Below are 24,952 nucleotides of genomic sequence, written 5' to 3'. Positions count from 1 at the left end.
CTCACTCTGACACCCAGTCGCGGGCGATGCGACCGCCGAGATCAACCAGCAGCGTCTCCGCCTGAGCCATGCACCGGGTCACGTCCGGCTCGATGTCCAACAGCGCGTAGGCGGCCTTGAGCCCCAGGTCACCGGGTTCGACCGAGCACTGCCCCGCCACCGCGACCACCGGCACGTCACCCGAGGCCTTGACCACCCCGTACGGCGCCTTGCCGTGCCGGGTCTGCGCGTCCAGCGATCCCTCGCCCGTGACCACCAGCGACGCGTCCGCCACGGCCTGCGCGAACCCGGCCAGTTCCAGCACCACCTCGATGCCGGGCCGGAACCGCGCGCCCAGCACCGCGAGCGCCGCGAACCCGATCCCGCCGGCCGCGCCCGCTCCCGGTTCCGACGCGTGCTCGGGGCCGACGCGCTGGGCGAACGCCTCGAGCCGCGCTTCGAGGACCTTCACCTGCTCGGGTGACGCTCCCTTCTGCGGCCCGTAGACCGCCGCGGCTCCGGTTGGACCGAGCAGCGGGTTGTCCACGTCCGAGGCCAGCACGAGGTCGACGCCGTCGAACGACGCCTTGCCCAGCGCCTCCAGCATCCCGGCGCCGCCGTCCGTGCACGCGCTGCCGCCCAGCCCGAGCACGATCGTGGTGCAGCCGACGTCCAGAGCGGCTTTCAGCAGCTCACCGACGCCGTAGCTGGTGGCGTCGAGGGGCGAGGGCCGTTCCAGCAACGTCAGCCCGGCCGCCGAGGCCACCTCGACCACGGCGGTCGTGCCCTTGACCGCGAAGGACGCGGGCACGGGCCGCCCTGCAGGCCCGGTTACCCAGCGCCCCACCTTCACGAACCCGGCGGCGACGGCGGCGTCGACGGTGCCGTCGCCGCCGTCGGCCACCGGGAGGAGGCGCACGTCCACGTCCGGGACCGCCTCCCGCAGGCCGCGCGCGACGGCGGCAGCGACCTGCGGGGCGGTGAGCGATCCCTTGAACTTGTCCGGCGCGACGATCACTGAACTCACGGCAGCGGCTCGAATTCCTTCATCGCGGCGATCGACGTGCCGTTCGCGGTGTTGCCCTCGCGTTCGATCATGATCTCCACGAGCACCGGCCGTGACGTGCGGTCTGCCTCCTTGCGCGCCCACTCCAGCGAGCCGCGGATCTCGCCGGGATCGACGACCCGGACGCCGGAGCAGCCGTAGGCCTCCATGATCTTCACGTTGTCCGAGCCACTCGTGTCGTAGTGGATGTCGACCTCGTACTTCATGTCGTAGCCACCGTGGTCCTCGGCCATCCGGATCAGGCCGAGGTACTCGTTGTTCAGCATGATCAGCACGAACGGCACGTCGTACTGGGCGCCGACCGCGAGCTCCTCCACCAGGAACTGGAACGAGTAGTCGCCGACGATGCCGACGACCTCGGCGTCCGGCCTGGCCTTCTTCACGCCGATCGCCGCCGGGATCTCCCAGCCGAGGGGACCGGCCTGGCCGCAGACCTGGTAGTGCCGCGGCTTGTGCGCCTTCTGGTGCTGGCCGGACCAGATCTGGTAGAGCCCGATGGCCGTGACGAAGTAGGTGTCCGGGCCGTAGAACTCGTTGATCTCCTTGAAGACCCGCGGCGCCTTGACCGGCACTGTCTCGAAGTCCTCGCGCCGCAGCAGCGTCCGCTTGAGCTCCTGGCAGCGGTCGACCCACTCGCCGGCCGCCCGCGGTCCACGAGCCTTCGCTTTTCCGAGGAGTGCCTGCAGGAAGAGCTTGGTGTCCGCGACGATCCCGAGGTCGGGACCGAACACCTTGCCGATCTGCGTCGGCTCGACGTCGACGTGGATGAACTTGCGGTCGCCCCGATAGGTCGCGAGGTCACCGGTGTGCCGGTCGCCGAAGCGCGCGCCCAGCGCCAGCACCAGGTCCGACTCCAGGAACGACGCGTTGCCGTAGCGCTGCGAGGTCTGGATGCCGGTCATGCCCGCGTAGAGCGGGTGGTCCTCGTCGATGGCGCCCTTGCCCATCAGCGTGGCCTGGATCGGGATCTGCAGGAACTCAGCCAGGTCCAGCAGTTCGGCGGACGCCTCGCCGAGGATGACACCGCCACCCGCGAGCAGCAGTGGGCGTTCCGCGGCCAGCAACATCTCCAGCGCGCGCTCGACCCGTGCGTCGGAAGGCACGATTTTGGGCACCGGCAACGGTTCGTCGATGCTCGAGTCCCACTCGATCTCCTGCTTCTGCACGTCGATCGGCAGGTCGATCAGGACCGGGCCCGGACGGCCGGAGCGGGCGATCCGGAACGCCTCGCGGAAGATCCACGGCATCTGCGCGGCTTCCTTGACCTGCACCGCCCACTTCGTGACAGGAGCGGCGATCGAGACGATGTCGACGGCCTGGAACGCCTCCTGGTGCAGCTTCGACACCGCGGCCTGGCCGGTGATGCAGAGGATCGGCACGGAGTCGGCCTGCGCGGTGTAGAGCCCGGTGATCATGTTCGTGCCGGCGGGACCCGAGGTGCCGATCGCGACGCCGACGTTGCCGGTCGTGCGCGACCAGCCGTCCGCCATGTGCGTGGCGCCCTCCTCGTGCCGCACGATCAGGTGCTCGATCGAACCGTCCTGCTCCATCGCCTTGTACAGCGGCAGGATCGCGGCGCCGGGGCAGCCGAACACGGTGTCGATGCCCTCGGACTTCAGGACCTCGACGACCGCTTGCATGACTGGGATCTTCGGCATTTGTCAGGACCTTCCCGCGAAGTTCTCGATGACCTTGAGCAGCGCGGAGTGGTCGAGCGACCCGTAACCCTGCGCGCGTGCCGCCGCGACCAGCGCGGCGATCTGGTTGGTGACCGGCAGCGCGACGTCGGCGGCGCGTGCCGCGTCCAGTGCGATGCCCATGTCCTTGTGGTGCAGGTCGATCCGGAAGCCGGGCTGGAACTCGCGCGCGATCATCGACTCGCGCTTCAGGTCCAGGATCCGGTTCGCCGCGAGACCGCCCGCGAGCACGTCGAGGCCGGCCTTCGGGTCGACGCCGGACGCCTCCAGCAGCACGATCGACTCGGCCACGAGGGCGTAGATGCCGCCGACCATCAGCTGGTTCGCGGCCTTCACGACCTGGCCGGCACCGTGCGGTCCGACGTGGACGATCGTCTTGCCGACGACCTCCAGGAACGGCCTGGCTGCGGCGAAGTCGGCCTCGTCGCCACCGACCATGATGCTCAGACTCGCCTGCACGGCACCGGTCTGACCGCCGCTGACCGGCGCGTCGAGCACGCGGATGTTGCCGAGTTTCTTCGCGATCCCGATCGACGTGGACGGGCGGATCGTGCTCATGTCGATCAGCAGCGTGCCGTCGTCGAACGTGACCTCGTCGATCACCGCCTCGACCTGCGGGTGGTTCGGCAGCATCGTGATGACGACCTCGGCGCCGCTCACGGCCTCCTGGGCGGATGCCGCGGCTTTGCCACCGTCGGCGACGAGCTTCTCGAGCGAGGCTGAACTGAGGTCGAAGCCCGTCACGTCGTGCCCGGCGGCTACGAGGTGGGCCGCCATCGGGCTGCCCATGATGCCGAGTCCGATGAAACCGATGCGGGTCATGCTTGATCCCTCCAAGCGAAGGAGTGGGTGACGGGCTTGTACTCGGCGCCGACGAAGCCCGTGTAGCCGTTGGCGCGGAGTTTCTGCAGGTGCCCGAAGAGGTCGAGCTCGCCGGTGCCGGGCTCACCGCGTCCGGGAGCGTCGGCGATCTGCACGTGACCGATGCGGTCGACGTGGTCGGCGAGGATGTCGAGGTCGTCGCCGTTCGTGGCGAGGTGGTAGAGGTCCGCGAGCAGCTTCACGTTGCCGCGGTCGATCTCGTCGATGAGCTCGAACGCCTGGTGGGCGGTCTTGATCGGGTACTTCGGCGCGCCGCTGAGCGGTTCGATCACGAGCTGGGCGCCGATCTCCGCCGCGACGTCGGCGGCGAAGCGGTAGTTGGAGACGGTCTGCGCGGTCGTCTCGAAGTTGCCGTGCAACGCGTTGAGCGTGCGGCAGCCGAGGCGGGCCGCGATGGCCGTGGTGATCTCGACGTTCGTCCGGAACTCCGTCTCGCGGCCCGGCCAGCTCGTGAGCCCGCGATCTCCCGCCGGCATGTCGCCCGCGAAGAAGTTGAGGCCGACGAGGCGCACCTGCGCGTCGACGATGGCGTTCTCGAACGCCTCGATCTCCCGTGTCTCGGGTACGGCGTCCGCGAACGGCCACCAGATCTCGACCGCGTCGAACCCGGCGGCGCGTGCCGCTGCCGGACGCTCCAGCAGGGGTAGCTCCGTGAAGAGCATGGACAGGTTTGCGTCGAACATCTTGGGCTGTTCCTTCCCACCCAGGGGAAATTCCACTCTGCGGAAGTTGGATTTCGCTCTATGGAGACACTAGACATCTCGCTCGACCCAGGTCAAGAATGTGGAAGTTAGATTCCGCGATACAGAAACTTGGAGAGCCGTGGACAGCTTCAACAGCGCCCCGGAGGCCGAACTGCGACCTCTGCTCACCGAGTGCCTCGCGGTACCCCGCTGGATCGACGCGATGGTGGCGGGCAGGCCCTACGCGTCGATGGATGCACTCCTCGCGGCTTCTTCGGTTGCCGCACAAGGACTTTCCGACGAGGAGGTGCTCGGCGCCATCGCCGGGCACCCGCGCATCGGCGAACGACAGAAGACAGGTGGGGTGTCGGCGAAGTGGTCGCGGTCCGAACAGTCCGGCGTGGACAGCTCCCAGGCTGATCGCCTGGCGGCCGCCAACGCCGCGTACGAGGATCGGTTCGGGCACATCTACCTGGTGTGCGCGACCGGCCTGAGCGGTGCGGAGATGCTCGGCAACCTGTCCACCCGGATGGACAACCCGCCGGACGTCGAGCTCCGCGTCGTCAACGACGAACTCGCGAAGATCGCCGCCTTGCGGCTGCAGAAGCTGATCGGGAGCTGAACATGGCCATCGTCCTGGGCCCCAACCAGTACGGAAAGGCGGAGAACCGCCTCGTCACGGTGTTGCGCAACGGTTCCGTGCACACCATCAAAGACCTGACCGTCAGCACCTCGCTGCGCGGAGACCTCTCCGACACGCACCTCACCGGTGACAACACCAAGGTGCTCGCGACCGACACGCAGAAGAACACCGTCTACGCCTTCGCGAAGGAGGCGCCCGTCGGTGAGATCGAGGACTTCGCGCTGCGCCTGGGCCGCCACTTCGTGGGCACGCAGGAAGCCATTTCCGGCGCGCGGGTCCTGATCGACGAGCACGCGTGGGAGCGCATCGACGGCCACGACCACGCGTTCTCGCAGGGGTCGAACGAGAAGCGCACCACCGCCGTGACGATCGAGGGCTCACAGGCGTGGGTCGTGTCGGGCGTACGCGACCTCGTGGTGCTGAAGTCGACGGGTTCGGAGTTCCACGGCTATCCGAAGGACCCGTACACGACGTTGAAGGAGACCGACGACCGCATCCTCGCGACGTCCGTGACGGCCCGCTGGCGTTACGCCGGCACGGACGTCGACTGGGCGAAGTCGTTCACGGAGATCCGGTCCGTGATGCTGAAGACGTTCGCGGACAAGCACTCCCTGTCGTTGCAGCAGACGCTGTACGCGATGGGCGAGGCGGTGCTGAACGCACGCCCGGAGGTCGCCGAGGTGCGGCTCTCCATGCCGAACAAGCACCACTTCCTGGTGGACCTGAGCGCGTTCGGCCTGGAGAACGACAACGAGGTCTTCTACGCCGCGGACCGCCCGTACGGGCTCATCGAGGGGTCGATCCTGCGGGACGACGCTCCGGACGCCGGCCAGGCCTGGAGTACTTTGCCAACCTTCTGAACACCACCGGGTTGAGCAGGGACGCCGGCGTGGCGACCATGTGCACGACCCGGACGAAGCGGCGGAACAGGTCGGGATCCTGCACGATCCCGGCCTGCCACTTCTTCAGGTACCAGCCGAGCAGGCCGCCGCGCCGGGTCTCCACCCAGCTGCGGTCGGCGTTGCTGGACATCGCCCACGACGCCTTCGAGGCCTTCGCGATCTTCCGCTGGAACGCCCGGCATCCCTTGGCGCTGAAGTCCTTGTGCCGCCGGAACAACAGCGCCTCCATCGCGGCCACCGTGATCCCTTGCCCGTACACGGGGTTGAACGCGCACACGGCGTCTCCCACCGCCACGAGTCCGCCCGGCCAGTTCGCCAGGTCCTCGAAAGCGTTGCGACGACTGGCCGTGCGCGCGAACAGGTAGACGGGTGTGAGCGGTTCGGCGTCGGCGAGCATCTTGGAGATCGGTACCCGCAACGAGTCCAGGAACTCCTGGTAGCCGTCGAGGTCGCGCGGCGGGTGATCACCGATCGCGCCCTGTGCGGTGACCATGATCCGGTCGCCCTCGACGCGCATCGCCGCGACGCCGCGCGGCAGGTTCGGTGCGGACAGGCTTTCCGCGTACACCACGGGAAAGTCCTCCGGCGCGGTGTAGATCCGGGTCGCGTACCCGGTACCGGAGTCGACCACCTCGGGTTCCGGCGTGGTGATCCCGGCTTCGGTGAGCCAGGCCGCCAGCTTCGACGACCTTCCGGACGCGTCGACGACCAGGTCCGCGTCGATCCTGCCGTCACGGGTGAGCACGCCGTCGACATTGCCGTCGCGAAACGACAGCCCGGTGATGTGCACGCCGTCCACGATCTCGGCGGTGGCGCGCCGCCTGATGCAGGTCTCCAGCAGCGGACGGCTCAGCGACAACAGCGGCAGGCCCATGTGCGTCGTGGCGAGCCAGCCAAGAGGGTTGAGGATCTGCATGTCCCCCGCGTCGGCGAGCACCGCCCCCTCCGCCACGAGTTCGTCGCGCAGCCCGGGAAACAGCTCTTCCAGGAGTTCGCCGCCGCGCACCAGCAGTCCGTGCGTGTGCCTGCCCTGCGGCACGCCCGCGCGATGCTCCGGCTCGTTCGTCAGCTTGTCGCGTTCCAGGACAACGACGTCGTGGGACTCGCCGAGCACGCGAGCCGCCAGCAACCCGGCGATTCCCCCACCTATCACCACGGCCTTCATGAGGCCATTCAACCAGCGATCAGCTGAGAGTCAGCGGTTCTCGGTCGTGCGCAAGGACATCTGCTGATCACGCCACGAGTGGAACAGGTCGGCCTCGGAGTACCAGCCGACGCTGGTCGGCCGTTCGCCGGAGATCATGAACTCGATCAGCAGCTGCCGGAACAGGCCGAGCGGAACGCCGACGCCGGGAGGGAAGTCCGTGTACTTCTCGTTGACGTACGGCGCTTCCTCGGACCCCTTGGGCCAGCCCATGAAGCTGTTGTCGACGTAGTACATGTAGCCCCACGCGCCGCGCACGGCGAGCACGACGTTGTGGTCCGGGTCGCCCTCGGAGGTGAGGTCGCGGCCGAAGTGGTCGAGCGATCCGTCGTTGCACTCCGGCCGCCCCAGCAGCCTGATCAACGTGTCCACGTCCGCCTCGCACGCGACGACCTGGTACTTGTGCTCGGCAGCGTCGAGGTCGGGTAGCCCGGTCCACAGGCCCGCTCGCATGCTCATGCGAGCCACCCTGCACCCATTGCCCGCACTATTCGACACCCATTGACAGAACCACACGAACGGGTGATGACCCGATCAGCTCGAACGGGTGGCGAGCCCCCGCAGTGCTGACTCGTCCAGACCTGTCGCGACCTGCACTTCCACCGGATCGAGCGCACCGCAGTCCACCGCTCGGAGGAAGAACGAGGACAACGCCTGGGCGGTCGCCGGCTCGTCCAGAACACCTCCGGAGACGTTCTCCACGTACGCCTTCAACCGCGCCGCGTCCGCCTCCAGACCTTCGCGGTAGAAGCCGTAAACAGCCGCATATCGTGTCACCAGTTGTGCCGGGTGCAGGTCCCAACCCTGGTAGAAACCGTGCTCCAGCGACCGTCGCGTCAGCCGGTAGTGCGTGTCCCAGCCGTGCTTCTTCTGATCACCGACCGGGAGCACGTTGGTGGAGCCGTCCGACAACCGGACCCCGGTGCCAGCAGCGGAAACCTGCATCACGTGCCGGGCGAAGTCGCACGCGCCGTGAGCCAGGTGCTGCTGCGCCGCGGACAGCCCGCAGCCCGCCGTGTAGTCGTAGGTGCCGAAGTGCAGACCTGTCACCCGGCCGCGGCCCGCCTCGATGAACCGCGGGATGGCAAGGCGACCGGTTCCATCCACAATGGACTGCGTCGTCTCGACCTGGATCTCGAACTTCAGGTCCTTGCCGAAGAGGTCGAGCACCTCCCCGAACACCTCGACCTGGTCGACTGATGTCACCTTGGGAAAAGTGATGACGAAACCTGGCGGAATCTCTCCCAGTGCTGTCAGGAAGATGTCCAGCGTGCGCAGTCCGCGCTCGCGCAACTCCGCCGTGTCGAACGACTTGATCCGCAGCCCGAACGACGGCGGCGCGGTGCCGTCGGCGAGCCAGCGCGACACGAGGTTCGCCGTGCTCTCGGCGTCCATGTCCTCGACGTCGTCCTCGGGCGCGCCGTAGCCGTCCTCGAAGTCGATCCGCAGGTCCTCGATCGGCTCTCTGCGGAGCTTGTCCTCGACGCGCTTGAGCACGCCCTCTGGCAGTTCCGGGAGAAGTTCCGGTTCGATCGACTCCAGCGCCTCGCGGCCCCAGTCGGCGATCGTGGACCCGATGATGCGTCCGGCGGGCACGTAGCACGTGTGCACGGGCTGACGGCCCACCGGCCAGCCGCGTTCCACAGTGGACAGCCGCGCGGTCACCCGCGCGACGTCCTCCGGGGACAGCGATGTCTCGTACATCAGATGCGCTCGTACGCCGGCAGCGTCAGGAAGTCCACGAAGTCCTCGGACAACGCGACCTGCTCGAACAGCTCGACGGCCGCCGCGACGTGCGGCCCCTCCAGCCCGTTCCCGACTCGCGCCAGCACTTCCCGCACGGCGTCGGCGGTGACCTGCGTGCCGTCGTCGAGCACGACCTTGTTGTTGATCCACTGCCAGATCTGGGACCTGCTGATCTCCGCGGTGGCCGCGTCCTCCATCAGGTTGTGGATCGCCGCCGCGCCGTTGCCGCCCAGCCAGGACGCGATGTAGCGCACGCCGACGTCGACAGCGGCCTCCAGTCCGGCCCGCGTCGCCGCGCCGCCCGCGGACTTGAAGTCGAGCAGCTGCTCGACCGTGACGCTGACCTCCGGACGCTGCTTGTCGATCTGGTTCGGCCGGTCACCCAGCACTCCGTCGAAGATCTCCCGGCAAATCGGCACGAGATCAGGATGCGCAACCCACGACCCGTCGAAACCATCAGTCGCCTCGCGCGTCTTGTCCTCGCGAACCTTGCGCAACGCGTTCTCGGTGACCTCGGGGTCACGGCGGTTCGGGATGAACGCGGCCATGCCACCCATGGCGAACGCCCCGCGCTTGTGGCACGTCTTCACCAGAAGCTCGGTGTACGCGCGCATGAACGGCGCCGTCATCGTCACGCTGTTGCGGTCCGGCAGCACGTAGTCCGCACCCGCGTCACGGAAGTACTTGATGACGCTGAAGAGGTAGTCCCACCGACCGGCGTTGAGCCCCGACGCGTGGTCACGCAGTTCGTAGAGGATCTCGTCCATCTGGAACGCGGCCGGAATCGTCTCGATGAGCACCGTGGCGCGAATCGTGCCGTGCGGCACGTTGAGCAACTGCTGCGCCGTCGTGAAGACGTCGTTCCACAGCCGTGCTTCGAGGTGCGACTCCATCTTCGGCAGGTAGTAGTACGGATTGCCGAGTTCGGCGTTGTGGAAGAAGTGCAGTCCGAAGTCGACCAGCGCGCCCACAGCGTTCTTGCCGCCGAACTGAAGGTTGCGCTCGTCGAGGTGCCACCCACGCGGCCGCACGACGATCGCCGGGTACGGCCCGCCCTTGAGCTTGTACTCCTTGCCCTCCGGCGAGGTGAACTCGATCGTCTCGCGCGCCGCCTCGTACAGGTTCACCTGCCCCTGCACGACGTTGTCCCAGTGCGGCGTGTTCGCGTCCTCAAGATCCGCGAGCCACACTTTCGCCCCGGAGTTCAGCGCGTTGATCGTCATCTTGCGCTCGGTGGGCCCGGTGATCTCGACGCGCCGATCACGAAGTGCCTCCGGCGCCTCGGCCACCCGCCACTCACCGTCCCGCACGTCCTGCGTCTCGGGCAAAAACCCAAGGGGCCGGCGCTCCTTGCGAAGGGCGAGCAACTCGTCCCTGCGGGCGGCGTGCGCCTCATGCAGCTTCGCGACGAACTCAAGAGCCTCTTCGGTCAGGACCTGCACCTGGATCCACCTCTCTCGGTTTTGCTGTGTGGACTATAGTTTTTGCATTGCGGAACTGCAATGAGAGGAGCCGCACGTGTCCACTGGTGGCGTGCAGTCCTTGCAAAGAGCCTTCGACCTGCTGGAACGCCTGGCAGACGCAGGCGGCGAAGCCTCACTTTCCGAGCTAGCGGCATCGTCAGGCCTACCGCTCCCAACGATCCACCGCCTGATCCGCACCCTTGTCACGCTGGGCTATGTACGCCAGAACAGCAACCGGCGCTACACCCTCGGCTCCCGCCTGATCCGCCTGGGCGAGACCGCCTCACGCCAATACGGCACCTGGGCACGCCCCCTGCTGTCGCAACTAGTCGACTCGGTGGAGGAAACGGCAAACCTGGCAGTCCTGGACGGCGACGAGGTCGTCTACGTGGCGCAGGTGCCGTCAAAGCACTCGATGCGCATGTTCACGGAGGTGGGCCGCCGCCTGCTGCCGCACGGCACCGGCGTGGGCAAGGCGATGCTCTCGCAACTACCGCGTTCAGACGTACGCGCACTGCTGGAACGCACGGGCCTGCCCGCGTACACGTCAAACACGATCACCGACGCAGGTGAACTGCTCGACTCGCTGGACGAGATCTCGGCACGCGGCTTCGCTCTGGACGAGTCCGAACAGGAACTAGGCGTCCGATGCATCGCGGTACCGGTGATCGGCGGCCCGACCTTGGCCGCAGTGTCGGTGTCAGGCCCGGAGGGACGACTCACGAAGGAAGCGGTAGCCCGAATCCTGCCGGAGGTGCTGGCAGTCGCGAAGCGACTGGCAGACCAGGCAGCAACGGCCTGATCACCCGCGAAGCCGAAGGCGAGCCGTCCTACCGAGCGGGCCAGGCGGTGGGGTCCCGTCACGAGTCGCACCACAGCTCTTGCTGCATGCAGGTAGGGGTGTCAAGCGGGCACGCTTTTCGCCCGCTTGACACCCCTACCTGCATGTGGCCCGCTCTTGGTGCGGCTCGTGACGGGACCCCACCGCCAACGCAACCCCACTACGCAACAGGCAGCCGCCCAACGCAACAGGCGTGCCATCAACCCACCCACGGCGCCACCCCCCGATCAGATTGCCGGGGGTCTGGGGGCAGAGCCCCCAGGGGAAGCACCCAACGCAACCCGCCAACGCAACAGGGGAACGCTACGCAAAAAGCGCACACACCCACGCTGACGCAGGGGTCCCCCCGTTCCGGGAACCCCTACATCACAACGTACTCAGAGGGTCCGACAAGATCAGCCAAGCAGAGCATCCACAAACGCCCCAGGCTCGAACGGCGCCAGATGATCCGCACCTTCCCCAAGCCCAACCAGCTTCACCGGCACCCCAAGCTCCCGCTGAACCTGAAAAACAATCCCACCCTTGGCAGTACCGTCCAACTTGGTCAGCACAATGCCAGTGATGTCCACCTGCTCCGCGAAAACCCGAGCCTGAGTCAGCCCGTTCTGCCCGGTGGTCGCATCCAAAACCAGCAGAACCTCATCCACCACAGCCTGCTTCTCGACAACGCGCTTGACCTTGCCAAGCTCGTCCATCAGGCCCTTCTTGGTGTGCAACCGCCCAGCGGTATCGATCAAAACCGTGTCAACCCCGGTGTCCACACCACGCTTCACAGACTCAAAGGCCACAGAGGCAGGGTCCCCACCCTCAGGCCCACGCACAGTCTCCGCGCCAACCCGCTTACCCCAGGTCTCCAACTGGTCAGCAGCAGCAGCACGGAACGTGTCAGCAGCCCCCAGCAAAACGGTCCGCCCGTCAGCGACCAAAACCCGCGCCAACTTGCCGGTGGTGGTGGTCTTGCCAACCCCGTTGACCCCAACCACGAGCAACACAGCGGGCTTGCCGGCGTGCGGCAGGGCCTTCAAGGACCGGTCCATCTTCGGCCCGAGAGCGTCGACCAGCACCCCACGCAGCAAAGCCTGCGCCTCAGCCTCGGTCCGCACCCCGGACCCGGCGAGCTTCGACCGCAGGATCCCGACGATCTCGGTGGTCAGCGCCGCGCCCAGGTCTGCGATCAGCAGCGTGTCCTCGACGTCCTGCCACGAGTCCTCGTCCAGGTCTCCCGCACCCAGCAGTCCCAGCAGCGAGGTGCCGAAGGCGTTGCGCGACTTCGAGAGCTTGCCGCGCAGCCGTTCCAGGCGGCCGGAGGTGGGCTCGATCTCCTCGACCTCGGACGCCTCGACGGGCAGGTCGACCTCGACGAAGCCGCGCTTCGCCGAGTCGCGCGGCACGGAGGCGTCGTCGCCCACACCCGGCTGGCCGTCCACCTCGGTGCGGTCGGCGACCGGGTGCTCCACCGGAGCGACCTCGGCGACGGCGACCGCCTCGGCCTCGGTGGCGTCAGGGGCGGCGGGAGTCAGTGAGATCCCGGACGACGCCTGGTATCCGCCAGGCCTCGGCGCCTCCTCCTTCTGGGTCAGGCTGATGCGACGGCGACGCGTCAGCACCACACCGGTCACCAGCGCGGCGATCAGCACGACCGCCACGACGACGAGGATCAGGACAAGGGAGGACGTGGGCACGGGCTCATGGTTTCACAGACCCTCATGTGACCTGTCAACCATGTATTGCTCATTTAGGCGAAGATTTCACCAAGGCTCTTGCATCCCGCCACGCTGTGGAATAGACCACACGTCGTGAGGGTGATCGGACTGATTTCCGGCACGTCGATGGACGGCATCGACGTGGCCGTCGCCGACCTGTCGATCAACGGTGACGTGGTCGAACTCGTGCCGGTGCAGTGCGCCGAGCATCCCTTCCCCAAGGACCTGCTGGAGAAACCGCGGGACCTCGCCGAAGTGTGCGCCTTCGACACGTCGCTCGGGCAGGCTTTCGGCGAAGTCGCCGCCGGGTACCTGCCGGCGGACCTGATCTCCTCGCTCGGGCAGACCGTGCACCACGAGGTCCAGGACGGCGACTGCCTCGGCACCCTGCAGCTCGGCCAGCCCGCCTGGATCGCCGAACGGACCGGCGTCCCCGTCGTCGCCGACCTCAGGGTCCGCGACGTCGCCGCTGGAGGCCAGGGGGCGCCGCTGGCCAGCACGCTCGACGCGCTGTGGCTCGCCGGCATGGCCGAGGACGCGCCCGCGATCGCGCTGAACATCGGCGGCATCGCCAACATCACCGTCGTCAGACCCGGCAGCCGGCCGATCGCCTACGACACAGGCCCCGGCAACGCGCTGATGGACGCCGTCATGGAGGTCCTGTCCCACGGCGAACGGCGCCAGGACACGAACGGCGAGTTCGCGAGCAGAGGCACAGTCCGCGAGGACATCCTCAAGAAGCTCCTCGCCGACCCGTACTACGCGACGCCGTGGCCCAAGTCGACGGGCAAGGAACACTTCAACGCCGAGTACCTCCAAGGCTTTCCCACGGTCCAGGCCGAGGACATGCTCCGCACGCTCGCCGAACTCACCGCCCGCACCATCGCCGACGCCTGCCGCGCGCACGACGCGAGCGTGGTCGTCGCGTCCGGCGGCGGCATGCGCAACCCGGTGCTCGTCGAGGCGCTCACCAAGGCGCTCGACCCGATCCCGTTGAAGATCAGCGACTCACTGGGCCTGCCGCGCGACGGCAAGGAGGCCTACCTCGCCGCGCTGCTCGGATTCCTGACGTGGCACGGGATCGCGGGCAACACGCCGTCCGCGACCGGCGCGTCCGGACCGCGGCTGCTCGGCAGCATCACGCCCGGCAACGGACCGCTCAGGATGCCGGAGCCCGTCACCACCGCCGTGACCAAGCTGAATGTGGGGGACCCGAAGTGCGCGGACTAGACCTCGCGATCATCGCCCTGTTCCTCGTCGGGATGCCGTTGCTCGGCATGTGGATCGGCGGCAGGCAGAAGTCGTCCACCGACTACTTCGTCAGCGAGAAGCGCATCTCGTGGTGGGTCGTCTGCCTGTCGGTCGTGTCCGCGGAGACCTCGACGCTCACGGTGCTGAGCGTGCCGGTGATCGCCTACATGGCGACGCCCGCGCAGGGCGGCATGACGTACCTGACGCTCGCGCTCGGCTACATCGTCGGCCGGATCATCGTCAGCTTCGTGCTGCTGCCGCGCTACATCGCCGGTGACCTCGTCACGGCGTATGCCTTCCTGGGCAAGCGATACGGCAACGGCATGCGCGCCACGGCGTCCGTGACGTTCCTCTTCACCCGCCTGCTCGCGGACGGCATCCGGCTCTTCGCCACAGCCATCCCGATCAAGCTCGTGCTCGCGCAGTACGGCATCGACGCCAACTACTGGGCGATCATCCTGGCGCTCGGCATCGCGATGGTGTTCTACAGCTTCTTCGGCGGCGTGCGCGCGGTCGTGTGGGTCGACGCCATCCAGATGCTCTGGTACGTCCTCGGCGGCGTCGTGGTGATCTGGTGGCTGTCCGGTCAGCTGCCGGACGGCTGGTTCTCGAAGGCCGTCGACGTCAACAAGTTCCAGATCTTCGACTTCACCTCGTCACCGCTGACCGGCGCGTACCCGTTCATCGCCGCGTTCTTCGGTGGTGCGCTGCTGTCGATGGCCTCGCACGGCGCGGACCAGCTGATCGTGCAGCGGCTCATGTCCACGAAGGACGTGAAGTCCGCGCAGAAGGCGTTGATCGCCTCCGGTTTCGTGGTGTTCCTGCAGTTCGCGTTCTTCCTGTTCATCGGCGTGATGATGTGGGCCTTCTACAACGGCGTCGACCCGGTGAAGGACCTGAAGCTCGGCAACAAGGACGAGCTCTTCGGCTACTTCATCGTCAACTCGCTGCCGTCGGGCCTGTCCGGCTTCGTGATCGCCGGCATCCTCGCCGCCGCGCTGTCGTCGTCGCTGGGCGCTTTGGCCTCCAGCACGGTCACAGACGTCTACGAACGCATCCGCAAGACCCCGATGACCGACGACGAGCGCCTGCGCCACGGACGGATCTGGACCCTCGTGTGGGCTGGTCTGCTGATCGTCTGCGCGGGCCTGTTCGCCTCCTCGAACAAGACCACGGCGGATCCGATCGTGGTGCAGGCGCTCGGCATCGCCGGCTACACCTACGGCGCGCTGCTCGGGGCCTTCCTCCTCGGCCTCATCTTCAAGCGCGTCACGCAGGTGGACGCGATCATCGCGTTCGTGTCGACGGTGCTGGTCGTCGGTTTCGTGATTCTCGGTGTCAAGTTCGCCGGCAGCACGCCGACGATCAACTTCGGCAAGGCGACTGCCGACCTGAAGTCCTTGACCGGCTGGTGGAACACGCCCCTGGGGGTGGCGGTCACACTGCTCGTGGGTGGGTTGTTGTCACTGAGGCGTTCACGCGGTGTGACGGTAGGCGACGAGCTCGATGTGAAGGCGGAATCCTAGGCGGGCGAACATGTTCTGCGACGACTCGTTGCCCGCGTGGATCGACGCGGCGGCCTGCGGCCTGGCACCGTGGTCCGCCGCGAGTTTCCACAGCAGTTCGGTGATGAGAGCAGCGCCCACGCCCTGACCGCGAACATCGGGTTCGACGGCCACGAAATCGACGTAGTACTCCTCGGGTTGGGCCTTGCCCGCGGCGTAGCCGAGCACGCGCCGGCCGTCCATGGCGACGACGATCGTGCGCTTCTGCGGATCGGATTCGACGAGTTGCTTCCCGGACAGGTAGGTCCGCGGGAAACATCGCTCGTGCAGGACCGCGACGGCCTCGTGCACGAACCGATCGGTCGGGAGGACGCGCATCTCACGGTCGCTGGGACATTTGGCGTCCCTGAGCAGCAACGTGCGCAGGTCCCCGTTGTCGAGGACGTGGATGGCACTCGCCTTGCCCGCGCTGAAGGCGTGCCGTTCGGCGAACGCCGCCAGTCGTCTGTGGGCTGTGTGCCCGTAGAGCTCCAGATCGGAGATGCCGGTGAGGAGCTCGGTGGCGCGGCGGAACATCGCGTCGGCGGTCTGGTCCCAGATGCGGCTGCCCGCGGGGTGGTTGACCGGTACGTCGACGAACGGTCCGTGCAGCCACGCACGGCCGAGCTCGGCGTCGATCTCCACGCTGAGCATGCCGGTGATGTTGTCGTCGGCATCGACGGCCACCACCGTGCAGTCCGCCCAGCTGGGCTCGAACTCGCCGAGCTCCGCGCGGAGCTCTTCGACTGTCTCACCGAGGTACCCGATGTGATGCGCGTTGTCGGCCTGGAGCCGGACCAGCAGCGCCATCGTGGCGCCGAGGTCGCCAGGTTCGGCGAAACGGATGTCGTACATAGAAGGAATGGTTGCTCGCACGGCCGTTCGAAGCGAGGGAGTTTTCCGCGGTCTCAGGTCACGATCGTGCGGCTCTGTAAAATGGCGTGGATGTCCCCCGTCCGAGACCTCGAAGAGCTGGCAGCCAGGAACGCGTCGGCGCAGGCCAAGGCCCATGCCGGCGACTTCAGGGGAGCGGCGGCCGAGTTCAGGTCGCTCGTGAAGGACCACGTGGCCGCGATGGGCGCGGACGATCCCCTGACTCTCGGCGTTCGCCTGAACCTCGCGCGGGTGCTCGGCACGGCCAAGCAGTTCCGCAAGGCCATCGAGGTCTGTGAGCCGCTGCAGCGCGACCAGGTCCGCGTCCTCGGTCCCGAGCACGACGACGTCCTGGAGACCACTCAGCTGCTGGCGAACCTGCGCTACCAGGCCGGTGACGCCGAGGGCGCGGTCGAGGATCTCGAGCGGTTGCTGGCGGCCCTGTCCCGCGTGCTCATGCCCACGCACGACCGGATCGCCAAGGTGAAGCGCGACATCGCGTACTTGAAGCGCCCTACATGACGCAGGAGACAACACTCACACCGGCGCCCTCCCCCGCGCTGGTATGCCGTAGCACGAACACCGACGTCACGGGCACAACACCCAGATTCGGGCTTGCAGGGCAGGTGAGGGTGGGGGACTCTTCTACGGTGAGTGAGGAAACGATCCAACTCGATCTCAACGAATCCGGGGTGGCCGTCGACCTGCCCTTGCCGCCGAACATCCGGGACGGTGTCCAGGGAGTTCCGTATCGGCCGGTCGAATTCCGAGACGATGATCTTCCGTCAGCTCTGGAACGCGCTGCCGCCTGGTTGCGGCAGACCCAGGACTGGCTGGGCGAACCCGTGGACGTGATCGCAGTCCATCTCGACTACGACGACACGCACGGCAACCCGTACTACGACCTCAAGCTGCTGTGCAACGACGAGGATCTGGCGGGCGTGCCAAAGATCATGCGAGAACACGAAGGGGCTCCTACCGACCAGTAGGTTCCCTAGGCTACCGTTCGGAAGCATGTCGGATCGCGTATATCCCCCGGTGATCGCCGCAGCGAAGCTCATGTTCAAGGTGCTCGACGTGCGGCTCACCGTGGAGGGGGCGCACCACGTCCCGCGCACTGGTGGAGCGGTGCTGGCGTCGAACCACGTCAGCTACCTCGACTTCATCTTCGCGGGATACGGGGCGCATCCCTCGGGGCGCCTCACGCGGTTCATGGCGAAGCACGAGATCTTCGCCAACAAGATCGCAGGCCCGCTCATGCGCGGCATGCACCACATCCCCGTCGACCGGAGCGCGGGCCAGGCCTCCTACCAGCAGGCTCTGTCCGCGCTCCGCACCGGCGAGGTCGTCGGGATCTTCCCCGAGGCCACCATCAGCCGTTCGTTCACGGTCAAGGACATCAAGTCCGGCGCGAACCGCCTGGCCCACGAGGCCGGCGTGCCGATCATCCCCGTCGCGCTGTGGGGCACCCAGCGACTGTGGACCAAGGGCCGTCCCAAGGACCTGACCCAGCGGCACGTGCCGGTCACCATCCTCATCGGCGAGCCGTTCGAGCCCTCCCCCGGCGACTCCGGCGACGACGTGCTGCGCAAGCGCATGCAGGACCTGCTGGACACCGCGCAGGCCTCCTACCCGACCGAGCCGGGCGCCTGGTGGGCACCGGCGCACCTCGGCGGCACCGCACCCACGCCCGAAATGGCGGCCAGGCTGGACTCGCGCGGCGCCTGACCCGGCGATACAAGGTTTCCACAAGCCTCGTCCGGCAGAGTGGCCCGTGCGCACCTGAAGTGATGAGGTTGAACTGGGGGATCTCATCCCCTCAGGCGCGTAGAGGCCGCGGCCGGGGCTGGTTAAAGCCCCCCAGGCACCGCTCCGGCCGCCCTCTCAGACCTCTGCGTCCGCCGTGTCCGGCGGTTCGGGCGAAGGTTCCTCCACGGGCTCTGCGGTCTGCACGGGCTCTGCGGTCTGCACGGGCTCTGCGGTCTGGGCGGGCTCCGCGGTCTCCACCGGCTCCGCCGCCGCAACGGGTTTCGCCGCCACACGCGCGGGCACGTCGCTGGACGTGCGCAGCCGCTGCGAGATCACCTGCGAGATGCCGTCACCGCGCATCGAGACGCCGTACAGGGCGTCCGCGATCTCCATGGTCGGCTTCTGGTGCGTGATGATCAGCAGCTGCGACTTCTCCCGCAGCTGTTCGAACAGGGTGATCAGCCGGTGCAGGTTCGTGTCGTCCAGCGCGGCCTCGACCTCGTCCATCACGTAGAACGGTGAGGGGCGGGCGCGGAAGATCGCGACCAGCATCGCGACCGCGGCCAGCGACTTCTCGCCACCGGAGAGCAGCGACAGGCGCTTGACCTTCTTGCCGGGCGGGCGGGCCTCCAGCTCGATGCCGGTGGTCAGCATGTCGTCGGGCTCGGTCAGCACCAGCCGGCCTTCGCCGCCGGGGAACAGGACCTTGAAGACGACCTCGAACTCACGCGCCACGTCCTCGTAGGCCAGCGTGAAGACCTCGAGGATCTTGTCGTCGACCTCCTTCACGACGGTGAGCAGGTCGCGGCGGGTGTCCTTGATGTCCTCCAGCTGCGTGGAGAGGAACTTGTAGCGCTCCTCCAGCGCCGCGAACTCCTCCAGCGCCAGCGGGTTCACCTTGCCCAGCAACGACATGTCGCGCTCGGCACGCTTGGCGCGACGCATCTGGGTGTCGCGGTCGAACGGCATCGGCTGCGGCTCGGAGACCTGCTCGCCGCGTTCCTTGGCGGCCTGGTACTCCGCCATCTCGGCGGCAGAGGCGGGCACCATGACGTCGGGCCCGTACTCGTTGGTCAGGTCTTCCAGGCCGATGCCGAAGTCCTCGGCGATCTTCGTTTCCAGCTGCTCGATGCGCATGCGCTGCTCGGCGCGCATGACCTCGTCGCGGTGCACGGCGTCGACGAGCTTCTCCAGCTCGCCGGACATCTCCCGCACCAGGGCGCGCACCTGGGTCAGCAGGAGTTCGTGCTGCGCACGGCGTTCCTGCGCCTGGTCGCGCTCGCGGGCGGCACGGGACAGCGAGATCTCGATGCGTTCCAGCGCCTGCTCACCGCCGCGAGCGACGGCCTTCGCGACCACAGCGCCACGGGCACGGTGCTGGGTCGCGCGCGCATGGCGTTCGCGTGCCTCACGCTCGGCGCGGGCGGCACGACGGAGGCCCTCTGCTTTGCCCTGCAACGCCCGCGCGCGCTCTTCCGCAGTGCGCTGCACCAGACGTGCGTCCATCTCGCCCTGGCGGGCCTGAGCGAGCTCCGCGGCCAGTTCGTCGCGTTGCTGGGTGTCCGGCTCGTCGTCGAGGGTCTGCTCCTCCTCGGCCATCAGCAGCCGCTCTTCGAGCTCGCCCAGCTTCATCAGGGCTTCCTCGCGCGACCGCTCGACCTTGGCGCGCTGCTCGGAGATGCGGTTGACCTCGGCCTCCGCCGAGCGCACCGCCGTGGCCATCCGGTTCAGCCGCTCGCCGGAGCGGGCCTGGCGGACCTTGGCCTCCTGCATGGCCTCCTTGACCGCGTCGAGCACCTTGCGGCGGGCCTGCTGCTCGGCGCGGGCGCCTTCGAGTGCGGCCGAAGCGTGCTCCAGCGCCCGTTCGGCGGTCGCGAGCTGCTCCTGCGCCTCGTCGACGGCGGCCTGCACCTCGATGACGCTCTGCCCCTGGGCACCCGAGCCACCGACGGCCCAGTCCGTGCCGAAGAGGTCGCCCTCCCGGGTCACCGCGCGGCCGTGGAACCCAGCCGCGGTGTCCAGATCTCCCACCACGGCAAGGCGATCGAGCGCGCGAGCCAACGCAGGGCGCAACGCCTCGGGCGCGTGCACGACGTCGATCGCCCACCTCGCGCCGTGCGGCAGGTAGCCCCACTGACTCGTGTCCACAGTGGATCCGTGCGAGCCGATCAGCACGCCCGCGCGGCCGCCGTCCTTCTCCTTCAACAGCTTCAGGGCCGCGAGCGCGCCGTCGCCGGACGAGACGGCGACGGCGTCGGCGATCGGGCCGAGCGCGGCGGCCAGCGCCACCTCGAAACCGGGCTCGACGGTCAGCAGCGCGGCGACGGAACCCAGCAGGCCGGGCACGTCCGACGCGAGCAGCGCGCCCGCGCCGTCCTTGCGCGTCAGGCCCAGCGAGAGAGCGTCCACACGGGCTCGCCACGACGCGATGTCGCGTTCCGCCGTGCGTTCTGCCTTGACCAGTTCCTCGACGCGCTGCCTGGCCGCGTCGTTGGACTGCACGGCCTGGCGGTGGCGTTCGTCGAGGCCGTGGTCGTCCTCGTCCTCGGTGCCGGTGATCTCGCGGGCCTCGGCCAGTTCCATCGACGCGAACTCGACGCGTTCGGAGGCCTCGGACAGCGTGACGGACAGTCGTTCGATCTCCTCGGCGGTCGCGCTCGTCTTGCTGCGCAACGCTTCCACCTGACCGGACAGGCGGGCGAGGCCCTCGCGGCGGTCGGCGATCGCGCGGACGGCGGCGATGTGCGCCTTCTCCGCCTGCGAGACCATGCGCTCCAGCTCGGCGCGCGTCTCCACGGCCTCCGCCAGCGCGATGCGGGCCTCGGTCACGCCTTCCTGGAGCTCCAGCTCCATCTCGGCGGTCTCCTCGGCCTCGCGGTCGAGGTCGTCCGGGTCGCGGCCCCTGCTGGGCGCGTCCACGACGTCGGACAGGTGACGGGCTCGTTCGGCGGCGAGGCGCACGGTGCCGCGGAGGCGTTCCTCCAAAGCGGACAGCCGGTACCAGGTGTCCTGCGCGGCCTGCAGCTTCGGCGCGTCGGCGGCGACCCGCTCCTCCAGCTCGTTCTGCTGGTACTGCGCGGCCTGCAACGACTTCTCGACCTCGGCGCGGCGCACGCGGGCCTTCGCCTCGTCGTGCTCCTCCTGCGCGATGGTCTCGCGCTGCGTCACCAGGTCGTCGGCGAGCAGGCGGAGTTTGCTGTCCCGCAGCTCGGACTGGACGACCTGCGCGCGGCGGGCGATCTCGGCCTGCTTGCCCAACGGCTTGAGCTGGCGGCGCAGTTCGGCGGTGAGGTCGGTGAGGCGGGTCAGGTTCGCCTGCATCGCCTCGAGCTTGCGCAGCGCCTTTTCCTTGCGCTTGCGGTGCTTCAGGACGCCTGCGGCCTCTTCGATGAACGCGCGCCGTTCCTCCGGTTTGGACTCGAGGATCGCGGCGAGCTGGCCCTGACCGACGATCACGTGCATCTCGCGGCCGATGCCGGAGTCCGAAAGCAACTCCTGGATGTCCATCAGGCGGCAGGAGTTGCCGTTGATCTCGTACTCGGTGGCGCCCTCGCGGAACATGCGGCGGGTGATCGACACCTCGGTGTACTCGATCGGCAGCATGCCGTCGGCGTTGTCGATCGTCAGCGTCACCTCGGCGCGACCGAGCGGCGCGCGGCCGGACGTGCCGGCGAAGATGACGTCCTCCATCTTGCCGCCGCGCAGGTCCTTGGCGCCCTGCGTGCCCATCACCCAGCGCAGCGCGTCGAGCACGTTGGACTTGCCGGACCCGTTGGGGCCGACCACACAGGTGATGCCGGGCTCGAAGCGCAGCGTGGTAGCCGAGGCGAAGGACTTGAAGCCCTTCAGCGTCAGGCTCTTGAGATGCACGCCGGGCAGACTACCCAAGCGCTTGCGGTGGGTGCGGGAGGCGTGGGTTGACCTGCGCGTCTATGGACGGAGAGTGACCAGGAGCCCGCTCTCGTCCGACACCTCCATGCGTTCGATCTGGTCGACCCTGAACGACGTGGAACCGGGAATCCGCTCGTCAGCCCCATGATCGGAACCCCACCAGCCGCCGACCTCCCGCTGGCCCTGCCGGTCGAACACGATGACCTTGCAGCGCGCGCCGGGCCTGACCTCGCCGAGCTTGAACCACATCTCGGTGCCCCAGGTCTTCGAGACCATCGACACCTCGCCGTTCACACCGCTGGCCGCGTCCTTGGCGGCCCAGATCGGGGTGGGCGGCTGGGACGACGAGGGCGGCGCCGCCGTGTCCTTCGACGGGGTCTGCCGCAGGAAGAAACTGCCACCGACCAGCGCCAGGAGCACGAGAACGGCCGCGCACACGACCAGCACGCGACGCTGGTCGTGCTTCGGTGCAGGCGGGCTGGCGGGGATCTCGTCGAGGTTCTCGACGTCCTCCAGGGTCAGGCGGCTGAGCAGGCCCGGCAACGGGGCCAGCCGCAGCATCTCGGCCTGGCAGCAGTCGCAGGTGCCGAGGTGACGTTCGAACGCGGCTCGTTCCTTGAGATCGAGCGAGCCGAAGAGATAGGCGCCGACGTCGACGGTGTGCTGGCAGCTCACGCCTCGGTCACCCCTCTTTCCTCCAGCGCGTCGCGCAGCGCCCGCAGTGCGTAGAAGCAGCGCGACTTGACCGTGCCCGGCGGGATGCCGAGCGTCTTGGCGGCCTCCGCGACGGTGCGGCGGCGGTAGTAGAGCTCGATGACGACCGTCCGGTGCTCAGGCGTGAGCGCCCGCAGCGCCGACGCGATCTGCCACGTCTGCAGCACGTGTTCGACCTGGTCGCTGACCGGTGGCAGGTCCACCGGTTCGAGCGGCACCTCGGTCGCGCGTGCGTTGCGGCGGCGGTAGCCGGAGATCACCAGGTTCTTCGCGACCGTGTAGAGCCACGGCGCCGCGTCGTCCGGTTTCAACTCCTCGTGGTGCCGCCACGCGCGGAGCAGGGTCTCCTGCACGACGTCCTCTGCCTGCTGATAGTCGCCATCGACCAGCCGCAGCACGTAGTGCAGCAGCGGGCCCCTCCAGCGGTCGTACAGCTGGATGAGGACGTCTTCTGACGAGTCCACGATCTCCTACTACGCCATCTCTCCGAGAACGGTTCAGCGCTCGATGAACCCTGCCAGGTCTCCCCTGGCGTCGGACCACTGCTCACCGACAGATTCGACGTGTCCGGGGGTTTCACCCGAACGGAGAGCATTCAGCAGTTGTTCACAGTTCTCCCGCGAACCCTCGGCAACGACCTCGACCCGCCCATCAGGCCTGTTCGAAGCACTCCCGACCAGGCCCAGTTCTAGCGCCCTGGCTCGCGTCCACCAGCGAAAACCAACACCCTGAACCCGTCCTCGCACCCACGCGTTTAGTCGCACGTCCACCTCCGAATGGTTGCGTAGTCACGCCAGGTGATCGAGGACGCACTCTGGGGTTGTCACCCATTAGTGGTACGGTCCCGGCTCGTGAGTGCCCGCAGCCTCTTACTCGGCCTGCTGATCGGTGCAACCGGAATCGGCGGCCTCGCCCTCTCCGGCACCTCCCCTCTCGGCATCGGTTTCACCAATGCCGCGCAGCAGGAGAGCACCGAAGCAGCGAACCAGTTCGGAACGGGCAACGCCGCCGCACCCAACGGCAACAGACCGCAGCCCGACGGCGGCAACGCCGACACCGGCGCCCCCGCCTCCCAGACGTCCTCCTCGGTGCCCGCCACCTCGGCGACGTCCGAGACGCCTTCCTCCACGCCTTCGACGCCGGCGTCCCCGTCCACGACGACGCCACCCCCCGAGGCGCCGAAGCCGCCCGCTCAGCCGCCCGCGCAGCAGCCGACCGGCCAGACGCCGGAGCAGGCCGTGCTCGCGCTCACGAACGACGCCCGTGCCGCGGCAGGGTGCAAGGCCCTCGTGATCGACGACCGCATCACGACCGCCGCGCAGGCCCACAGCACGGACATGGCGACCAAGAAGTACTTCTCCCACACGTCGCAGGACGGCAGGACGTTCGACGTGCGGATGAAGGAAGCCGGCTACCCGAAGCCCGGCGGCGAGAACATCGCGATGGGCTACCCGACCGCCGCGGCGGTCGTGGACGGCTGGATGAAGTCCACCGGTCACCGCCAGAACATCGAGAACTGCAGCTTCACCACGATGGGCGTGGGACTGGACACCCGTGGCAACTACTGGACCCAGAACTTCGGCCGCTGACCGTTCGAGCAGGGGAAACTTCGTGTACGAGAGCCCGGAACCGGACTCGCGCTCGCGCTTCTACCGAGGTGCGCCGCAGGTCGTCCTAGCCGCCTCAGGCGTCGTGCTGGCGACCGTCTTCGCCGCCGTCGCCTCCTTCGCAGCCGGCTCGAACAGCGCCTCCGAGTCGCCGGCGACCCAGCCGCCGCGCAAGGAGGCCGTGCGCGACGCCCTGAGCATCGTCCCGACCTCCGCGCCGACCACGACCGTCGAGCAGACGTCGTCGGCCCCGGAGACCACCACCGCCACCTCGGCGACCACGACGACGAAGAAGCAGACGCGCGTCACCACCATCACGCGTCCCGACGGCACCACGACGACGGTCACGACCGACGACCCGCCGCCGGTGATCACCTCGTCGTCCACGACCACCACGACGAAGTCCACGACCACGACAACGTCGACGACGACCACCACGACGGACCCGACGACAACGACGACGGCGCCCTAGGGTTACGCCCGTCACCGCCAAGTGACGCAGAGCTACACGAAG

General features: G+C 68.0%; 24 protein-coding genes. 10 read left to right on the top strand and 14 right to left on the bottom strand.

The window, feature by feature from the left end; genetic code table 11:
• Position 1 precedes the first annotated feature (1 nt).
• From OG205_RS40515 to OG205_RS40500, 4 genes are read right to left on the bottom strand one after another with little or no spacing between them, the layout of a single operon-like run.
• The gene (locus tag OG205_RS40515) at positions 2-1,006 is read right to left on the bottom strand and encodes a glycerate kinase family protein (RefSeq protein WP_330273090.1); all 1,005 of its coding nucleotides are present in this window, start codon (positions 1,004-1,006) and stop codon (positions 2-4) included.
• Positions 1,003-2,703: a glyoxylate carboligase gene (gene gcl / locus OG205_RS40510; protein WP_330273089.1), complete on the bottom strand. Its 1,701-nt coding sequence runs from the start codon at positions 2,701-2,703 to the stop codon at positions 1,003-1,005. Before gcl ends, OG205_RS40515 begins: the two co-directional genes overlap by 4 nt.
• 3 nt (positions 2,704-2,706) lie before the next feature.
• Positions 2,707-3,564, bottom strand: coding sequence for an NAD(P)-dependent oxidoreductase (locus OG205_RS40505; RefSeq protein WP_330273088.1), 858 nt, complete (start codon positions 3,562-3,564; stop codon positions 2,707-2,709).
• Entirely contained in the window at positions 3,561-4,307 is a 747-nt protein-coding gene (locus OG205_RS40500) for a hydroxypyruvate isomerase family protein (RefSeq protein ID WP_330273087.1), read from the bottom strand. The genes OG205_RS40505 and OG205_RS40500 overlap by 4 nt, the downstream gene beginning before the upstream one ends.
• 100 nt (positions 4,308-4,407) lie before the next feature.
• On the opposite strand from OG205_RS40500, the gene uraD reads away from it, so the two are divergent.
• Both uraD and pucL read left to right on the top strand, forming a co-directional pair.
• Positions 4,408-4,929 carry a 2-oxo-4-hydroxy-4-carboxy-5-ureidoimidazoline decarboxylase gene (gene uraD / locus OG205_RS40495; RefSeq protein ID WP_330273086.1) on the top strand — a complete coding sequence of 174 codons (522 nt, stop codon included), beginning with the start codon at positions 4,408-4,410 and terminating at the stop codon, positions 4,927-4,929.
• A 2-nt stretch (positions 4,930-4,931) separates the two neighbouring features.
• Complete coding sequence (pucL, locus tag OG205_RS40490; RefSeq protein ID WP_330273085.1) at positions 4,932-5,810, top strand: factor-independent urate hydroxylase; 879 nt, start codon at positions 4,932-4,934, stop codon at positions 5,808-5,810.
• Here the strand turns inward: pucL and OG205_RS40485 are convergent.
• The 4 genes from OG205_RS40485 to aceB all read right to left on the bottom strand — a co-directional run bounded on the left by OG205_RS40485 (position 5,737) and on the right by aceB (position 10,244).
• Positions 5,737-7,017 carry an FAD-dependent oxidoreductase gene (locus tag OG205_RS40485; RefSeq protein WP_330273084.1) on the bottom strand — a complete coding sequence of 427 codons (1,281 nt, stop codon included), beginning with the start codon at positions 7,015-7,017 and terminating at the stop codon, positions 5,737-5,739. The genes pucL and OG205_RS40485 overlap by 74 nt on opposite strands.
• A gap of 30 nt (positions 7,018-7,047) precedes the next feature.
• Complete coding sequence (locus OG205_RS40480; protein ID WP_330273083.1) at positions 7,048-7,515, bottom strand: Imm1 family immunity protein; 468 nt, start codon at positions 7,513-7,515, stop codon at positions 7,048-7,050.
• 75 nt (positions 7,516-7,590) lie between these two features.
• Positions 7,591-8,760 carry a DUF6986 family protein gene (locus OG205_RS40475; RefSeq protein ID WP_330273082.1) on the bottom strand — a complete coding sequence of 390 codons (1,170 nt, stop codon included), beginning with the start codon at positions 8,758-8,760 and terminating at the stop codon, positions 7,591-7,593.
• Complete coding sequence (gene aceB / locus OG205_RS40470) at positions 8,760-10,244, bottom strand: malate synthase A (protein ID WP_330273081.1); 1,485 nt, start codon at positions 10,242-10,244, stop codon at positions 8,760-8,762. Before aceB ends, OG205_RS40475 begins: the two co-directional genes overlap by 1 nt.
• Before the next feature lie 76 nt (positions 10,245-10,320).
• Between aceB and OG205_RS40465 the strand changes: the two genes are divergently transcribed.
• Complete coding sequence (locus OG205_RS40465) at positions 10,321-11,067, top strand: IclR family transcriptional regulator (RefSeq protein ID WP_330273080.1); 747 nt, start codon at positions 10,321-10,323, stop codon at positions 11,065-11,067.
• A 434-nt stretch (positions 11,068-11,501) separates the two neighbouring features.
• Here the strand turns inward: OG205_RS40465 and ftsY are convergent, their stop codons facing one another.
• Positions 11,502-12,788 carry a signal recognition particle-docking protein FtsY gene (ftsY, locus tag OG205_RS40460; RefSeq protein ID WP_330273079.1) on the bottom strand — a complete coding sequence of 429 codons (1,287 nt, stop codon included), beginning with the start codon at positions 12,786-12,788 and terminating at the stop codon, positions 11,502-11,504.
• A gap of 120 nt (positions 12,789-12,908) precedes the next feature.
• Between ftsY and OG205_RS40455 the strand changes: the two genes are divergently transcribed.
• On the top strand, positions 12,909-14,039 hold the full coding sequence (locus OG205_RS40455) for an anhydro-N-acetylmuramic acid kinase (RefSeq protein ID WP_330278333.1): 1,131 nt from the start codon (positions 12,909-12,911) through the stop codon (positions 14,037-14,039).
• Positions 14,027-15,586, top strand: coding sequence for a sodium:solute symporter (locus OG205_RS40450; protein ID WP_330273078.1), 1,560 nt, complete (start codon positions 14,027-14,029; stop codon positions 15,584-15,586). The genes OG205_RS40455 and OG205_RS40450 overlap by 13 nt, the downstream gene beginning before the upstream one ends.
• Here OG205_RS40450 and OG205_RS40445 read toward each other — a convergent pair.
• Entirely contained in the window at positions 15,536-16,459 is a 924-nt protein-coding gene (locus OG205_RS40445) for a GNAT family N-acetyltransferase (RefSeq protein ID WP_330273077.1), read from the bottom strand. The genes OG205_RS40450 and OG205_RS40445 overlap by 51 nt on opposite strands.
• A 90-nt stretch (positions 16,460-16,549) precedes the next feature.
• Here OG205_RS40445 and OG205_RS40440 point away from each other — a divergent pair, with 90 nt between their 5' ends.
• The 3 genes from OG205_RS40440 to OG205_RS40430 all read left to right on the top strand — a co-directional run bounded on the left by OG205_RS40440 (position 16,550) and on the right by OG205_RS40430 (position 18,205).
• Positions 16,550-16,999 (top strand): tetratricopeptide repeat protein, encoded by a 450-nt coding sequence (locus OG205_RS40440; protein ID WP_330273076.1) that lies wholly within the window; start codon positions 16,550-16,552, stop codon positions 16,997-16,999.
• 128 nt (positions 17,000-17,127) lie between these two features.
• Positions 17,128-17,466: a hypothetical protein gene (locus OG205_RS40435; protein ID WP_330273075.1), complete on the top strand. Its 339-nt coding sequence runs from the start codon at positions 17,128-17,130 to the stop codon at positions 17,464-17,466.
• Between the two features lie 25 nt (positions 17,467-17,491).
• On the top strand, positions 17,492-18,205 hold the full coding sequence (locus OG205_RS40430) for a lysophospholipid acyltransferase family protein (RefSeq protein WP_330273074.1): 714 nt from the start codon (positions 17,492-17,494) through the stop codon (positions 18,203-18,205).
• A gap of 156 nt (positions 18,206-18,361) precedes the next feature.
• On the opposite strand, the gene smc is transcribed toward OG205_RS40430, so the two are convergent.
• From smc to OG205_RS40410, 4 genes are read right to left on the bottom strand one after another with little or no spacing between them, the layout of a single operon-like run.
• Positions 18,362-22,096, bottom strand: coding sequence for a chromosome segregation protein SMC (smc, locus tag OG205_RS40425; RefSeq protein WP_330273073.1), 3,735 nt, complete (start codon positions 22,094-22,096; stop codon positions 18,362-18,364).
• 60 nt (positions 22,097-22,156) lie between these two features.
• Positions 22,157-22,792 carry an anti-sigma factor family protein gene (locus tag OG205_RS40420; protein WP_330273072.1) on the bottom strand — a complete coding sequence of 212 codons (636 nt, stop codon included), beginning with the start codon at positions 22,790-22,792 and terminating at the stop codon, positions 22,157-22,159.
• Positions 22,789-23,295 (bottom strand): sigma-70 family RNA polymerase sigma factor, encoded by a 507-nt coding sequence (locus OG205_RS40415; RefSeq protein WP_093593275.1) that lies wholly within the window; start codon positions 23,293-23,295, stop codon positions 22,789-22,791. The genes OG205_RS40420 and OG205_RS40415 overlap by 4 nt, the downstream gene beginning before the upstream one ends.
• Before the next feature lie 33 nt (positions 23,296-23,328).
• Entirely contained in the window at positions 23,329-23,601 is a 273-nt protein-coding gene (locus tag OG205_RS40410; RefSeq protein WP_330273071.1) for an acylphosphatase, read from the bottom strand.
• Positions 23,602-23,682: 81 nt separating this feature from the next.
• Between OG205_RS40410 and OG205_RS40405 the strand changes: the two genes are divergently transcribed.
• Together OG205_RS40405 and OG205_RS40400 are read left to right on the top strand one after the other, a co-directional pair.
• Entirely contained in the window at positions 23,683-24,420 is a 738-nt protein-coding gene (locus tag OG205_RS40405; RefSeq protein ID WP_330273070.1) for a CAP domain-containing protein, read from the top strand.
• Positions 24,421-24,442: 22 nt separating this feature from the next.
• Entirely contained in the window at positions 24,443-24,910 is a 468-nt protein-coding gene (locus tag OG205_RS40400; protein WP_330273069.1) for a hypothetical protein, read from the top strand.
• Positions 24,911-24,952: the final 42 nt, after the last annotated feature.

It is taken from the genome of Lentzea sp. NBC_00516 (assembly GCF_036346835.1).
GTDB lineage: Bacteria > Actinomycetota > Actinomycetes > Mycobacteriales > Pseudonocardiaceae > Lentzea > Lentzea sokolovensis.
Note: the sequence above shows the minus strand (reverse complement) of the source record. Positions and strands in the feature narration are given on the sequence as shown.